This window comes from Nostoc parmelioides FACHB-3921, from assembly GCF_014696625.1.
GTDB classification, from domain to species: domain Bacteria; phylum Cyanobacteriota; class Cyanobacteriia; order Cyanobacteriales; family Nostocaceae; genus Trichormus; species Trichormus parmelioides.
In genome coordinates this window covers 15,689-30,306 of record NZ_JACJQL010000002.1, presented here as the reverse complement: position 1 = coordinate 30,306, position 14,618 = coordinate 15,689, and the positions used below count along the sequence as shown (strand labels likewise).

The window sequence follows — 14,618 nt, the reverse complement described above, 5'->3', positions numbered from 1 at the left end:
AGATATTGTTATATTTGGTTGTGAGTTTTTCTCATATTTGAATATATTGCAAACAGGATTAAACTCTGGTCTGTTTATAACTTTTAACAAATTCGCTAAAATCCCAAACTTTGGGGCTTTCTTTCCCAAGAATAAAATCCAGGAAGAGAGTTAAGCTGTATGATTTGTCGTATCTGCGATCGCTCCCTGCATTCTCCCTAACGCATCAATCAAGCTTTGCAATTGTTGATCTGCTTTGAGGACTGCTAAACCCCTGACGGTGACTTTACCAGGAGAGTAAACAAAGCGGGTTTTGAGATGTTCTGGTAAGTTCGCCGCCAGTAAATTCCATGCAGGTTCTTCCATTGGGGTTTCTAAAACCACGTGCTGTTTACTTTCTGGCTTGATACGGCTAAATCCTAGCTTTTTCGCTAGTTGTTTCAGTTCCATTACCCGCAAGAGTTGATTGGCGCTGACTGGTAAAGTACCATAGCGATCGCTCCACTCGGCTGCAATCTGGGTTAGTTCGTCTTTGGATTTAGCAGCCGCTACCGCACGATATGCGCTCATTTTTTGGTCGATGTCGGTAATATAATCGGCGGGGATAAAGGCGGTGAGGTTGAGGTCAATTTGGGTATCGTCAACTTTGGGAATTTCTTGACCGCGAATTTCTCGGATTGATTCTTCCAACATTTCCATGTATAAATCAAAACCAATCGCTTCCATTTGACCGGATTGTTCTGCACCCAGCAAGTTACCCACCCCCCGGATTTCCATGTCGCGCATGGCTAATTGATAGCCAGAACCAAGTTGAGTAAATTCCTGAATTGCTCGTAGTCGTTGCCGGGCGGCATCAGATAGTTCTCGTTGCTTGGGGTAAAATAACCAGGCGTGGGCTTGAATTCCTGCTCGTCCCACCCTTCCCCGTAACTGGTAAAGTTGGGATAAACCAAAGCGGTGAGCGTCTTCAATTAAGATGGTGTTGACGCGGGGAATATCTAACCCAGATTCAATAATTGTGGTACACACCAGAATATCTGCATCACCATTGCTAAAGGTGAGCATAGTTGATTCTAACTCGCTCTCATCCATTTGCCCGTGAGCGATCGCAAATCTGGCTCCGGGAACCATCTCTCGCAGATTGGCGGTAATCTCTTCTATGCCATCAACCCGTGGAACTACATAAAATACCTGTCCACCACGGTCAAGTTCTTGACGAATAGCACTGCGTACACTTTCCGGGTTTCTGGGTGAAAGATGGGTTTTAATTGGTCGTCTGGTGGGGGGTGGTGTGGTAATCAAGCTCATTTCCCGAATCCCGGACAAGGACATATACAAGGTACGGGGAATGGGGGTGGCGGAGAGAGTCAATACATCAACTTGGGTTTTTAAGGACTTAATTTTCTCCTTCTGGTTCACCCCAAACCGCTGTTCTTCATCTATGACCAACAGCCCTAAATCTTTGAAACTGACACTTTTACCTAAAAGTTGGTGCGTCCCTACCACAATATCTAACTCACCAGTTGCTAATCGCTTTTGAATATTCCGCCGTTCTTCAGCTGTGCGGAAACGATTCAGTAACCCAACATTCACAGGGTATGGGGCAAAGCGTTCTTTAATGGTGTGGTAGTGTTGCTGGGTGAGGATGGTAGTTGGTGCGAGGAGGGCGACTTGTTTACCAGAGGTTACTGCTTTGAAGATGGCGCGAATCGCTACTTCCGTTTTCCCGAAACCCACATCACCACAAACTAAACGATCCATTGGGCGATCGCTTTCCATGTCCCGTTTCACATCTTGGACGGCTTTTAGCTGGTCGGTTGTGGCTTGGTAGGGGAAAGAATCTTCCATTTCCTCTTGCCAAGGCATATCTTGGGGATAGGCAAAACCTTGTTGTTGCGATCGCGCTGCATATAATTTCAGCAAGTCTACGGCTAATTTTTTAATCGCTTTACGGACACGGTTTTTGGTATTGTCCCAAGCTTTCCCCGTCATCTTATGTAGTTCTGGCGGTTTATCTCCCGTAGCGCGGAACCGAGATAAAGCACCTACTTGATCAGCCGCTACTCTTAAAAGACCGTCAGCATACTGGACAACGATATAATCACGGGTTTCGTCGTTAATTGTCAGACTCTCCAGCTTGACAAACTTACCAATCCCATGACTTCTGTGAACTACATAATCCCCTTGACGCAGTTTATTAGGGTCAACTTGTTTAGAAGCCGCCTGACGACGCTTGCGGATAAAACTCGGTGTAGCCAGGGAGTGTTGACCATAAAATTCCCGGTCGGTGATGACTACTAGGCGATAGGTAGGGAGAATAAAACCTTCCAGTTCCGCCAGACCAGAATATTTCAACGCTACGGGGGTGTGATTGATTTGCAGCTTATCAATTGCTTGGTAATCGCGGGGATTGGGGATAAACTGCGCCGGACAGTCGTGTTCTTGTAATAGAGAAACAGAACGGGAAGGTTGAGCCGAGATTAACCAAATCGAGAAATTGCGATCGCGTTCTTGCCTTAATGTGTCTGCCAGTTTAGCAAATTGATGGGGTGTTACCGGCACAGACCGACTAGCTAAATTCACCCCGCTATTTTCTTCCGATAGTTCCGATAAATATAAGGTTTTAAATCGAGTCGCATCAGCCAAACATTCCTCAAAAGACCGATGAATTTTGGGTAATTCATTCACAACTGACCACTGACTACCAACCACTAACAATTGCTCATCAGCATTTTCCACCCAGCGATCGCTATGAGCATGACACTGTTCTGGCTCATCAATCGCAATTAAAGTATTTTCCGGTAAATAATCCAAAACAGATGCAGGTCGCTCAAAAGCCAAACCCAAAAACCGCCGACTACCTTCTATGAGTGTTGAGTCAGAACTTAACTCAGAACTTAGCACTTGGTACTCAGCACTCTCCTCCAGGGCTTTAGTAATAATAGGAGTAAAGCTTGTGGGTGTAAGCACAATCTCTGTTATCTTGTCAAGCGCCGAACGTTGAGTATTGGGGTCAAATTCCCGGATTTGCTCAATTTCATCCCCAAACCACTCCAACCGTACCGGCAACTCCGAAGAAACGGGAAACACATCCACAATATCCCCCCGCCGACTCCATTGACCTTCTGTTTCCACCAAAGGAACACGCTCATAGCCCAAAATAGTGATTTTTTCACTGAAGGTATCTAAATCAAATTCCAGCCCCCGCTTCAAAGTTAGGCAAAAAGGAATAAAAGCATCTGGTGGCGGTAAATGGGGTTGTAACGCCCCAACAGTAGCCACAACGGCTATTTTATTTTGTTGACCGTTGACTGTTGACTGTTGACCATTGACCGTTGACTGTTGACCATTGACCGTTGACTGTTGACTATTGACTGTTGACTGTTGACTCTTCACCAAATCAGCCAACACCTGCATCTGACCCCAAGTCATTTCCGTTTCTGGGTCAAAAGGTTCATAGGGAGAGGCTTCTGAAGTGGGGTAAAAATGTACTGTTTGCCATCCCATCGCCTCCAACTGTGCGTAAGCGCGTCCAGCTTCTTCTAAAGTGGCGCAAACCACAAACAAATTATTGCCAGAATTTTGTGCTAAAGCCGAAGCCACCAAGCCCTTAGGCAGACGGGGAATGCCATTTAATCGCAAATCTTGCTGGCGATTGAGTTTAGAAAGTAACTCAGTGGTGAGTGGCGATCGCGCCAAGGCACGCACAATAGAAGAAAAAGCCATAAGTAGGAAGTCGTTGCAGAACAGAAAATAGAGAGGTAGCCTATGTCAACTATTTTAAAAGTGTTAAACACTCCTCTTAATATTTCTGTGGAAGAATAATACTCAACAAATTCAGGAATCCATGAAAAATGCTGATTATTGAGTAAGGTATTCTTTCCTTACCTCCTGCTTCCTTGAAAAAAAACCTACTACTTTATGTATAGTTAAAGAGTTTATGAGAAAACCTTTAATACTAGATACTAAGGATTGAGCTAAGTTCGCTCTATATAGCGGCAATTCATCATCATGTCTTCCATCACTGTTGAAATTTTAATTATTTTGGTACTAATTATTGCTAACGGCATTTTTTCCATGTCCGAGATGGCGATCGTCTCGGCACGGAAGGTAAGGCTACAGCAACTTGCGAATCAAGGAGATCCCAAGGCAAAAGCTGCGCTGAAATTGGCAGAATCCCCGAATAATTTCCTCTCTACCGTACAAATAGGTATTTCTCTGATTGGTATCCTGACAGGTGCTTTTGGAGGAGCAACAATTGCCAGCAGGCTGGCGGTTTACGTCCGGCTCGTACCGTTTTTATCACCTTATAGTGAGCCAGTTTCCTTCGGTATCGTAGTTTTGATTATTACTTACTTATCGCTGATTATTGGTGAACTAGTGCCGAAGCGTTTGGCATTAAACAGTCCTGAACGTATTGCTGCTGTCGTCGCCATTCCCATGCGTGCTTTGGCGACGTTGGCTTCTCCGGCGGTGCATCTGTTGAGTGCATCTACGGATATGGTACTGCGAACTATGGGAATTACACCTTCTCTAGAACCACAAGTCACGGAAGAAGAAATTAAAATCCTGATTGAACAAGGTACGGAAGCGGGAACCTTTGAGGAAGCAGAACAAGACATGGTAGAGCGAGTTTTCCGTCTAGGCGATCGCCCTGTCAGTTCCTTTATGACACCCCGTCCTGATATCGTCTGGCTGGATTTGGAAGACACAACCGAAGAAAATCGCCAAAAAATGAGCGAAAATGGTTACTCCCGTTATCCGGTGTGTCAGGGAGGACTGGACAACGTCTTAGGAATTATTCCCGTCACCGACTTACTCGCCAGAAGTCTCAGAGGCGATTCCCTAGATTTAACAGTGGGATTGCGTCAGCCTGTATTTGTACCCGAAAGCACCCGTGGCTTAAAAGTTTTAGAGTTATTTAAGCAAACTATCACCCACATGGCGCTAGTCGTCGATGAATACGGCGTAATTCAAGGATTAGTCACTCTTAACGACATCATGAGCGAAATTGTTGGCGATGTACCTTCGGCTGATGGAGAAGAAGATCCCCAAGCCGTGCAACGGGAGGATGGTTCCTGGCTGCTCGATGGAATGTTAGCAGTGGAAGACTTTTTTGAGCTGTTTGATCTAGAGGAGTGGGACTTTGAAGAACGAGGTAGCTATCAAACCCTTGGTGGTTTCGTCATTACCCATCTTGGCCGCATTCCCGCCGCCGCCGATCATTTTGAGTGGCAAGGTATGCGAATTGAGGTCATGGACATGGATGGCAACCGCGTTGACAAAGTTCTAGTCGTGCCGACAACAAATAAGGTAGCAGATACACAAAAAGCTGATTAGGAGGCAAGGAGCAGAGGAGAAAATTTACCAATTCCCACTCCCCAGCAGTGTTTGAATTTAGAATTGAATAGGACTTACGCATGAAAACGCAAGATCAAGGGTTTGAGAAGGGTATAGGGGTATAGGGGTGTAGGGGTATAAATGTTTGAAACCCTTACACCCTTACACTAGGTCTCAACAGAAAATCTGGGTGCGTAAGTCCTATTGACTTCTCTCCATTCCTAAGTTCTTTATCTATCCAAGATGCCGGAGGAAGTTTTGCCGTAACCTGATAATGAGGGTAATTGCAATCATTCAAGAACAGATAGATAAAGGCAGGTTGCATTCATGGCATATTCCTGGTTTAAAGCATTTCATATTATTGGGATTGTGGTTTGGTTTGCTGGGTTGTTCTACTTGGTAAGGTTATTCATTTATCATGTGGAGGCTAACCAGGAACCAGAACCAGCAAAGACGATACTGAAAAATCAGTATCAAATTATGGAGAAGCGCCTCTACAACATTATCACGACACCAGGAATGTTGGTGACAGTAGCAATGGCGATCGGTTTAGTGAGTACAGAACCAGAAGTCTTAAAACAGGGTTGGTTACACTTTAAGCTGCTGTGTGTTGCTTTATTACTTGGCTATCATCATTACTGCGGTCGGTTAATGAAGAAGTTAGCCGCCGATGAATGTCGCTGGAGTAGTCAGCAGTTACGGGCGCTGAATGAAGCACCAACAGTGATGTTAGTGGTTATCGTGATGCTGGCTGTGTTTAAGAATAACTTGCCTACGGATCTCACTGCTTGGCTAATTTTTGCCTTGATTATCTTCATGGCAGTCACGATTCAGCTTTACGCTAAAAAGCGCCGATTGGATAAAGAAAAACTCACAGCCCAAATCGGACAAATTCCTCAAGAACAGAGTTAGCCTTGCTATGCCAGTAGTGGATTGACATGACTAAAATGTTGTAAAAAAAATTAGTGGGGTTGAAAATACCCCACTAATTAACTCAAAATCACTTTTAACTTTTATTCACCAGTGATTGATAATTCCTCCACCCAAATTCTCGGAGCCACACCACCAGGCGTTAAAGCCACTTCTGGTTCTACGTAAATAATTGATTTCAAAAGTTCTAAGAAATCACCAGCAACAGTTGCTGATTCAATACTTGTTTTGACACCTTTGTTAATCAACCAACCATCAAAGGGCAGAGAAAAAGATCCTTGCAAAGATTTCACACCAGCGTGTAGAGCGTGTAAATCATCGATCAAAATCACATTTTCTGCTGTTTCTAAGTTAAGTTTCTCCTCAGCATCCCCAGAGGCAAACACATGATAAAAGTTAGGACTAACACTAACTTTTGCACCAATACTAGCATTACCGGTTGGTTGAGTATTCAACCTTTTTGCAGTCCCTGCACTGTGAAGAAAGCCTGTTAATATTCCATTTTCTATTAATCTAATCTGACGAGTAGGTGTACCTTCGCCATCAAAACTTTCTGCACCTATGTTAGCAGGATGTAGAGCATCATCGTAAACCGATAATAAAGGCGAAGCAATTTGTTTACCTAAATCATCGGGAGTGGATAAGCTTTGTTTATCAAGAATATTTTGGGCATTAAATAAATTAGAAAAAGCCCCTAGCAAACTTAAAAAAGCTTCCGGCGAAAAAATCACCCGATACTTGCCAGTTTTAATTTTATCGTAGTTGAGATGACTAATAGTTTTTTCAGCAGTTTCTTGGATACATCCATTGATATCCAAATTTTCTAAACTACGGTTGATTCTGTAAGCACCAGCACTACGTGGTTTTTTCCCTTCCTCTTCAGTTTTGCTGTACAGATAAACTGATGACAACGAAACAGACTCAGTTCTTAAAGCGCCCTGGCTATTAAGATAAAATCGGTCAATATCTCTTTGTGCCAAGCCGTTATAAGGTACACCTTTAATAGCCGGATGGGCAGCCAGCAGTTCTTTTTCAGCCACTAGCAATTTTTCTATTAGTTCCGAAACAGGAGCTTGAGGCGCTTTCTCATTTAACGTATTGGCAAGAGGAACGGTAGCTTCTGGACTAAAATCAGGAACATTTTCTTTAACTCCAAAAAAACTAGATTCATAAGCTGTTTTTAAAGCTAATTCCAATCCTTTGGGATCTACATCTGTGGTGCTAGTAATGCCTATAGTATTGTCTTCATTCCAGACACGTACGGTGACACCAGAGCGATTTGAAGCCTTGACTTGTTTTGGCTCACCTTGGTCAACTTGTACACTAGTTTCATCTACAGTTGAACCATAAATATCGAATTTTTGAATGCCCAGCTTTTGAGCATTGTCTTTGGCATAAGTAGCGATTTCATTAATATTCGGCATAGTCAATTTTTGATTTTAGATTTTGGATTTTGATAAGTAGATTAAACTTTGGATTTTTGGATATTATGACTTACGTTTTTCGCTCAAGAAATATACGTAGTAGCGTATCAGCTTAAAAATATTGGCATCAAAAAGCCTAGATAGTACCAAATAAAACTATTTTAGGATTACTCAATCCAAGCAATTAAGCTGGTTACACTAGGAGGGTGGACATTGCCCACCAAAATCATGTTATGGTGGGCATTGCCCACCCTACAGATACTGGCTTGAAACTTCTGCTCATTCACAACCCAAAATCCAAAATTTAAAATCTAAAATTCTTAGCGTCCACCAACTGTGATGGAATCAACTTTGATGTGTGGTTGCCCTACAGTGGTGTAGATACTGCCGCTAACAGAACCACAAAAACCAGGCGCAATTTCCAAATCTTGGGAACACATAGAAATTTTATTCATAATTTCCTTAGCTTCGCCGATGAGAGTTGCACCTTTTAATGGCTTTGTGATTTTGCCGTTTTCAATTAAATAGGCTTCATCAACACTAAAGTTAAATTGACCAGTAGCACCAACGCTGCCACCACCCATTTTTTTGCAGTAAATACCTTTATCTACAGAAGCGAATAATTCTTCGACTGTGTAGTCACCAGTGGCGATGTAAGTATTACGCATCCGGCTAGCCGCAGCAAAAGTGTAATTTTGACGGCGGCCACTACCAGTTCTAGGATGTCCGGTGCGGGAAGAGCCTGTTCTATCTGCCAAGAAGTTTTTCAAAACACCTTTTTCAATGAGTAGTGTTCTCTGGGCTGGCATACCTTCGTCATCCATGTCAATTGTCCCGAAGGCATTGTCAGCTCGCCCTTCATCCCAAGCTGTTAGGCTCTCATGGGCAATTTTCTCACCTTTCTTATCAGCAAAAGGTGTGGTGTTACGTTCGATTTGTGTAGTTTCTAGCAAATGCCCACAAGCTTCATGAAAAATTACACCACCAAAGTGATTTGCCATGATGATGGGGTAAGTACCTGATTCCACGTAATCGGCATAGAGCATTTTTCCCGCAGATTCCGAGATTTGCTCGGCAGCTTGTTGATAATCCCAAGTCCTCAGGAAGTTAGCATCGCTAGTATTACCGGCGCGTTCACCAATGGAAGCGCGATTTGCACCATCAGCACACAGTAGGTTAAATCCTACCGATTGAGTTAGGCGAATATCACGGGCAAAAGTGCCATCACTGGCTGCAACTAATACTTCTTGCCAATCCCGAAAGTAGCTAGCACGGCGTGATTGTATGTGATTAGCTTTTTGTTTCAGGTAGGCTGTACCATCAAGCAGGATTTCTCCCATTTCCCGAATAGAACTACACAGAGGTAGCCAAGAGTCTTTGCCGCGTTTGGTGGCATAGTCTCTGAGTAATTCTAGGTTAATTTCTGGGATAAAAGCGTTAGGGGCTGGTAATTGTAAGCCTAGAATAGATAGACCTTTTTCTAAAGCTGCTTTCAAGCCAGAGAAGGATAAATCGTTGGTGCTGACATAGCAATCTGCTTTGCCACGAAACACTCTGACTCCCGCACCTGTGGCTAGACTGGGCGAAATACTGGTAATTGTATCGTCTTCTGCCAAACTACTGATATAGTTGCGACGCTCTAGGAAAAGTTCAATAAAATCAGCACCGGCTGCTCTTCCTAGACCCAAGAGTGTGGCCAAGGGGGCTTCCCAGGTTTCATCGAATCGCTCTGGTGTAGAAGAATATTGTAAGTTAGGGAGTTGGTTTGAGAGAAGTAGGGTACTTGTAAGCATGAATAGCCTCGTCTGCTGGCGTTATCAGAGATTTGACTGAAAAATCCTGGTGTCAACAGTCTAGCAAATCGGTGAAAGCCGTAGGTGGCATATAGGCGGTGGAGGTTTCCCTACTTTGCAATTGAGGGCTAGTAGTTCGCCAACCCAAAATTGCTGGGCTAGGGCAAGCAGGGGAAGCAGAGGGAGCAGGGGGAGAAAGAGATTTTTTTTGCTGCTATTAACCTTGCAAAGTTCTCTTGGCAGACTGCTAGTCCTCACTTTGCTTCTTTTGCCCTTCCCGCAGCTTTACCCCCATTGGAGATTCACGTTAGATTATACCAATTTGAAAAAAGAATGCGGCGGTTATACGGCTCCAAAAGCTTGTCATCGCTTGATTCCTAATTTTAAATTTTGCGGAAAGTTCTGTAGGCGGTGAATCCATTGCTGTAGGCGAGTTTCCCCCCGTAGGAACGCAATTTGCTACAAGCCAAGGAACTGCCTCACCAACGCAGTGGCTCAACTTTTCAAGACGAATTTTGACAAATTTACAAATTAATCTTATGACGACTCGCACTCTGGGAATGGCCCCAAATTTATATGATTATTTACTATCTGTTTCTTTGCGGGAACCGGAAATACTCACTGAGCTACGACAAGAAACAGCCTTGCAACCTATGGGAAGAATGCAAATTGCTCCAGAACAGGGACAATTTATGGCGTTATTGGTGCAGTTACTAGGGGCAAAAAAAACTCTAGAAGTGGGGGTATTTACAGGCTATAGTTCCTTGATTGTGGCACTAGCTCTACCTGCGGAAGGAAAACTGGTAGCTTGCGATGTTAATGAAGAGTTTACAGCGATCGCCCGACGTTATTGGCAAAAAGCTGGAGTAGACCACAAAATTGACCTCCATCTTGCCCCAGCTTTGGAAACATTGGATAAGTTACTAGTAGCAGGTGAAGCCGAAACCTTTGATTTTGCGTTTATTGACGCAGATAAGAGCAACTATGACAATTATTATGAGCGATCGCTGCAATTAATTCGTTCAGGAGGTGTGATAGCGATCGATAATGTTCTCTGGTCTGGTAAAGTTGCCGATCCCGAAATTCAAGATAATCGCACCAAAAAAATCCGCGCCTTCAACCACAAGCTATTACAAGACCAGCGCATCACCTTAAGTTTAATTCCCATCGGCGACGGATTAACTTTAGTACGGAAAAATTAATTGTATGTTTTGTTAACAGTTGACGGTTAACCATCAACCATCAACTGTCAACAGCTAACACTAAAAAATGTACAAGTCCAAACAAGGGATGCTGACAAATTTCATGATGGTTACTCAGAGGTTATTTTGGTAAAATGCCTCAATTGCACCCACAGCTTTTAATAACGGCGAATCTAAAGGTTCCACCCAATCAGCCACTTCACGAGCCAACCCCAGAGTTGAGGTTCCTGTTGATGGTTCAAGTTGCCCAGCTAATGCCTGATTTCTCAGAGATTGCAGGACGGTAATCACATTATTCAAACGTTCTGAATGAGCTAGTTCAGTACGCATCTGTTCTGCAATCTTCAGTGCTTGGTCTATCAGATGGAGAAACTTTTCGGTTTTTATTTCCATAAATTTTATGGGCAACTAAATGCTTCTATCTTGAGATTTCCTACGTCATTCCACTTGATATTAGGATCTCTGGTATCTTGAATAAAGGTCTGCTGACCACCCCCTGGGTAGCACTGAGCAGGAGTTTGAGGGGCAACAATGCCTTGATATACCGTTGTTCCAGCAGGCACAGTGACTTTAAGAATTGTAGTTGCCTGATTGCCCCATTCTTGATTCAGCGCTAAATTCCTGATAACTTCTATATTTGTTTTATATCGATTAGTGGTTAAATACCTACCATATTTATTAGTACTACTACTATAGTAGCGATAAAATCTTTGCGGACGTTCTAGTTTGACTGCCTGACATTTAGAATCAAGGAAAGTAACAGCAATCTCTGGTGGGAGAGGACAGGAAGCAGCCGCGTCTTGAGCCAAAACTCGTTGCGAATTAACTAAGGGAGTTGATAAAGCACTGATATAAAACAAATTGCTGAGAACGCTTAAACCAATACCTACAGATGCTGACTTAAATTTCATAGATACTCTTCCTGATAAAATTTTCGAGAGTGATTTATAATGCACTCACAAATAAATATTTTCTCAGCATTAAAATCCAGGTGCAACGACAGATAAGACATTTAACGAAAATTATTAAAAATACACTACAGTTTAAATACTTAAACAAATTCCATAAAAGCAAGAAAATATACTGAAAAAATGTAGCTATCCCCCCTACCGCAACTCTTGATTTTCTTGTTTGTCGCCAGTCTAGGAATTCTATGAAGTTGCGCCAAATAAAAACCCCACCCATAAAGGGATGGAGTTTTGTCAGTGTTGAGGCAGTGCGTTGGGGAGACAGCGCTGTGGGCGGCTTTGCCGACTTGAAGCGACTGTCGTCGGGTTCCCCGACTTGTAGCAACTGCCGTTCCCCGGAGGGGTTCTCGGAGAGTACCCGTAAGGGTCAGTAGTTAGTGGCAAAGATGCCCGTAAGGGAAGAGAGAAGCAACTGACAAATGACAACTGACTAATGACCTTTAAGGCAAAATAAACCCATATTTCCTTAATACAGCTTTCACTTGACTACTAGTAGTTAAGTATTGGGTAAATTCCTTCGCTGCATTAACATTTCTGCTACTTTTCACTACAGCTAAGGGATAAATAATGGCAGAGTGGTATTTTTCGTCAGCCGCAACTACAACTTTCACTTTGTCGGAAATTTTGGCATCAGTGGCGTAAACCAAACCTGCATCAGCATTGCCACTTTCTACAGAAGCTAAAACTTGACGCACATTATTAGCGTAAACTAATTTCGACTTGACACCGGGCAACAGTTTTAACCTCTCCAAAACCTGTTCCGCATATTGTCCAGCCGGTACACTTCTAGGTTCACCAATAGCAATTCGCTTAATTTGGGCATCTTTTAAATTAAAGAAGCTGGTAACACCAGTGGTATTCTTCGGCACAACTAAAACCAGGCGATTTTTCGCTAAAATGCCTCGTGTACCTGGAACGAGGAGGCTTTTCTGCTCTAAAGCATCTACTTGTCTTTTAGCTGCTGAAATAAAAATATCTGCTGGCGCACCGTTTTCAATTTGCTGCTGCAAAGCGCCAGATGCACCAAAATTATAGCTAATGTTGACATTTGGTTTACTCTGTTGATACAGGGGTTTAATCTCTTCCAGTGCGTCTTTCAAGCTTGCTGCCGCAGACACAAGCAAATTAACATCTGATTGCGCTACAACTGGAGCAGGTGTAAACAATGGTAAACCGACTGCCAAAACCCAGCCAGCAAGTACTGTACCAACAAAGGTGAGAATGTCTCTTCTTTTCATAGAAAATCGTGTTTAAATAGACTCGGCTTCAAGGGATAGAGGCTTGGTAGGATCGTACTTAGATAATTTCGATATTTACCAACCTAATTGGTAACATTATGCCAAGAAAAGAACAAGGATGGATCACTTTTCAAACATCAGAAGAGGAACGCAAGATTCTCGAAGAGTTTTGTCAGCAATCTCAGCGTACCAAAACTGAGATTTTACGGGAACTTGTGCGCGGACTCAACCAGCCTGCTCCGACAGCTAAATCAATACCAACCAAACAGGCGCTCAAAATAGAACCAGAGGCGAATGAAATATCTGAGTTGGAAGTTATTAGCGCCAAAAGACCTTTTAAGGTTAGTTCCCGTAATATTCTCAAAGGAGTCATCAAAAAAGTTGTCGTTGGTTCTGTTAACAGCGAAGTGACATTAGAAATCGTTCATCGAGTTGAGCTAACCTCGATTATCACCCGGATGTCAGCTGAGGAATTAGAACTAACCGAGGGTGCAGAAGCTTATGCTGTGATTAAATCTAACGATATCGTTATAGCCAGAGATTAGCTAAAGAAACAGAAGTTAGGAGAAAATATCTTAACTCATCTCTCATAATTCACTTTTTATATAGGAGGATAACCTGTCTTTAAAAGTTCGGTTATGCGAACTAGAAGATAAGAACTAAATTGCTAAATTAGTTGATAGTTGAGCAACATTTGAGATAGTGACCATGAGTGAAAATTCCCATCGTAATCCAGATGATTTTGCTAGTGAAGCACTCAACAAGAGTGGGCTGTGGGAATATGTACAATCAATGAGTCCTCAAACTGTTACCCAGTTATCTAAGCCTGGTTCAAGAGAAGTCCTGCAATTAATTCAGCGTGCTGTTGTGGCGACTTTGGGTAACTTACCTCATGAGCAATTTAACACAAATATTACTACCAGCCGCGAAGAGTTGAGTCAGCTTTTAGGTGCTGCAATGGTAGATGGGTATTTCTTGCGTAATGTTGAACAGCGACTGGAGTTAGAAAAATCATTTTTCCCTCTAGGTGATGAAACTGTAACTCATCTTTACTTAACAGGCGAAACTCCTGTAAATGAAGAGTTGCAAGAACAAAACCAGGAAAATTAATCGAGTAACAGTTGTCTTGGAGCCTTTTTATTATTAATTAAGTTGTTGAGACTAATTGATAATAAAAAGGTTACATTTTTGGCAGCGAAAATGTTCCGTACTATAGCCATAGCCAGATATAGCTGTTGACGGTTGACGGTTGACGGTTGACAGACTTGAAAACCTTGTATTGTCAGCGTTTGATCTTAGCTTGTTGTCCTAATCTATCTGGCTACGGCTATAAATTAGGACAAATCGACGCAAAGCGCCTCCCCTATGGGGCAATTCGTGGACTCGTAGCGTCTGTCTTTGACACGCTCCGCGAACGTAGAGAAGACTGCGACTGCCTCACATTCAACCGTCAACAGCTATATTTGAGGACTTACCCATGAAGACGAAAAATAAAGTGTTTGGACAAGGTTATAGAGGTGTAAATAGCTCATTCATTGAAACTAAAATATACTTAGAAATCGGTGATGATGTGCTACCAGTAGTTTATTAATCATGGTGATCATAAATTAAATGTTTACATTTACGAAGACAGGCAAAATTGCTGCTTTGATATAAGTTAGCCTTAGAGTGTAATTTTCAAGCAGATTTTGTATCCAATTATTTATTTTTTGCAGTTAATAATAAGTCGTAATTGCGGTGATTT

Annotated in this window: 13 protein-coding genes; 7 read left to right on the top strand and 6 right to left on the bottom strand. The window is 42.7% G+C overall.

The window, feature by feature from the left end:
• Positions 1-150: 150 nt before the first annotated feature.
• Positions 151-3,705: a transcription-repair coupling factor gene (gene mfd, locus H6G14_RS01980; RefSeq protein WP_190565487.1), complete on the bottom strand. Its 3,555-nt coding sequence runs from the start codon at positions 3,703-3,705 to the stop codon at positions 151-153.
• A gap of 285 nt (positions 3,706-3,990) precedes the next feature.
• Between mfd and H6G14_RS01975 the strand changes: the two genes are divergently transcribed.
• Positions 3,991-5,319, top strand: a complete 1,329-nt coding sequence (locus H6G14_RS01975; protein ID WP_190565486.1) for a hemolysin family protein — start codon at positions 3,991-3,993, stop codon at positions 5,317-5,319.
• A gap of 327 nt (positions 5,320-5,646) precedes the next feature.
• The gene (gene hemJ / locus H6G14_RS01970; protein ID WP_190565485.1) at positions 5,647-6,231 is read left to right on the top strand and encodes a protoporphyrinogen oxidase HemJ; all 585 of its coding nucleotides are present in this window, start codon (positions 5,647-5,649) and stop codon (positions 6,229-6,231) included.
• A gap of 101 nt (positions 6,232-6,332) precedes the next feature.
• On the opposite strand, the gene H6G14_RS01965 is transcribed toward hemJ, so the two are convergent.
• Both H6G14_RS01965 and H6G14_RS01960 read right to left on the bottom strand, forming a co-directional pair.
• Positions 6,333-7,673, bottom strand: a complete 1,341-nt coding sequence (locus H6G14_RS01965; protein ID WP_190565484.1) for a TldD/PmbA family protein — start codon at positions 7,671-7,673, stop codon at positions 6,333-6,335.
• A 320-nt stretch (positions 7,674-7,993) separates the two neighbouring features.
• On the bottom strand, positions 7,994-9,466 hold the full coding sequence (locus tag H6G14_RS01960; protein WP_190565483.1) for a TldD/PmbA family protein: 1,473 nt from the start codon (positions 9,464-9,466) through the stop codon (positions 7,994-7,996).
• Between the two features lie 539 nt (positions 9,467-10,005).
• Between H6G14_RS01960 and H6G14_RS01955 the strand changes: the two genes are divergently transcribed.
• Complete coding sequence (locus tag H6G14_RS01955; RefSeq protein ID WP_190565482.1) at positions 10,006-10,668, top strand: class I SAM-dependent methyltransferase; 663 nt, start codon at positions 10,006-10,008, stop codon at positions 10,666-10,668.
• Between the two features lie 114 nt (positions 10,669-10,782).
• Here H6G14_RS01955 and H6G14_RS01950 read toward each other — a convergent pair whose 3' ends face one another.
• Together H6G14_RS01950 and H6G14_RS01945 are read right to left on the bottom strand one after the other, a co-directional pair.
• Complete coding sequence (locus tag H6G14_RS01950) at positions 10,783-11,061, bottom strand: hypothetical protein (protein ID WP_190565481.1); 279 nt, start codon at positions 11,059-11,061, stop codon at positions 10,783-10,785.
• Between the two features lie 5 nt (positions 11,062-11,066).
• Positions 11,067-11,579 carry a hypothetical protein gene (locus H6G14_RS01945; RefSeq protein ID WP_190565480.1) on the bottom strand — a complete coding sequence of 171 codons (513 nt, stop codon included), beginning with the start codon at positions 11,577-11,579 and terminating at the stop codon, positions 11,067-11,069.
• A gap of 242 nt (positions 11,580-11,821) precedes the next feature.
• Here H6G14_RS01945 and H6G14_RS01940 point away from each other — a divergent pair, with 242 nt between their 5' ends.
• Positions 11,822-12,010, top strand: coding sequence for a hypothetical protein (locus tag H6G14_RS01940; protein ID WP_190565479.1), 189 nt, complete (start codon positions 11,822-11,824; stop codon positions 12,008-12,010).
• A 66-nt stretch (positions 12,011-12,076) separates the two neighbouring features.
• Here H6G14_RS01940 and modA read toward each other — a convergent pair whose 3' ends face one another.
• Positions 12,077-12,874, bottom strand: coding sequence for a molybdate ABC transporter substrate-binding protein (gene modA, locus H6G14_RS01935; RefSeq protein WP_190565478.1), 798 nt, complete (start codon positions 12,872-12,874; stop codon positions 12,077-12,079).
• 98 nt (positions 12,875-12,972) lie between these two features.
• Between modA and H6G14_RS01930 the strand changes: the two genes are divergently transcribed.
• The 3 genes from H6G14_RS01930 (at position 12,973) to H6G14_RS01920 (ending at position 14,355) form a co-directional block, all read left to right on the top strand.
• A complete protein-coding gene (locus H6G14_RS01930; RefSeq protein WP_190565477.1) occupies positions 12,973-13,419 on the top strand; it encodes a TOBE domain-containing protein in 447 nt (148 codons plus the stop codon).
• A gap of 163 nt (positions 13,420-13,582) precedes the next feature.
• A complete protein-coding gene (locus H6G14_RS01925) occupies positions 13,583-13,984 on the top strand; it encodes a DUF760 domain-containing protein (RefSeq protein WP_190565476.1) in 402 nt (133 codons plus the stop codon).
• A 146-nt stretch (positions 13,985-14,130) separates the two neighbouring features.
• The gene (locus H6G14_RS01920) at positions 14,131-14,355 is read left to right on the top strand and encodes a hypothetical protein (protein ID WP_190565475.1); all 225 of its coding nucleotides are present in this window, start codon (positions 14,131-14,133) and stop codon (positions 14,353-14,355) included.
• Positions 14,356-14,618: the final 263 nt, after the last annotated feature.

Coding starts and splice junctions, on each gene's coding strand:
- modA (WP_190565478.1), bottom strand. CDS start 12,874: ATGAAAAGAAGAGACATTCTCACCTTTGTTGGTACAGTACTTGCTGGC.
- H6G14_RS01955 (WP_190565482.1), top strand. CDS start 10,006: ATGACGACTCGCACTCTGGGAATGGCCCCAAATTTATATGATTATTTA.
- H6G14_RS01975 (WP_190565486.1), top strand. CDS start 3,991: ATGTCTTCCATCACTGTTGAAATTTTAATTATTTTGGTACTAATTATT.
- H6G14_RS01930 (WP_190565477.1), top strand. CDS start 12,973: ATGCCAAGAAAAGAACAAGGATGGATCACTTTTCAAACATCAGAAGAG.
- hemJ (WP_190565485.1), top strand. CDS start 5,647: ATGGCATATTCCTGGTTTAAAGCATTTCATATTATTGGGATTGTGGTT.
- H6G14_RS01965 (WP_190565484.1), bottom strand. CDS start 7,673: ATGCCGAATATTAATGAAATCGCTACTTATGCCAAAGACAATGCTCAA.
- H6G14_RS01960 (WP_190565483.1), bottom strand. CDS start 9,466: ATGCTTACAAGTACCCTACTTCTCTCAAACCAACTCCCTAACTTACAA.
- H6G14_RS01940 (WP_190565479.1), top strand. CDS start 11,822: ATGAAGTTGCGCCAAATAAAAACCCCACCCATAAAGGGATGGAGTTTT.
- H6G14_RS01950 (WP_190565481.1), bottom strand. CDS start 11,061: ATGGAAATAAAAACCGAAAAGTTTCTCCATCTGATAGACCAAGCACTG.
- H6G14_RS01945 (WP_190565480.1), bottom strand. CDS start 11,579: ATGAAATTTAAGTCAGCATCTGTAGGTATTGGTTTAAGCGTTCTCAGC.
- mfd (WP_190565487.1), bottom strand. CDS start 3,705: ATGGCTTTTTCTTCTATTGTGCGTGCCTTGGCGCGATCGCCACTCACC.
- H6G14_RS01925 (WP_190565476.1), top strand. CDS start 13,583: ATGAGTGAAAATTCCCATCGTAATCCAGATGATTTTGCTAGTGAAGCA.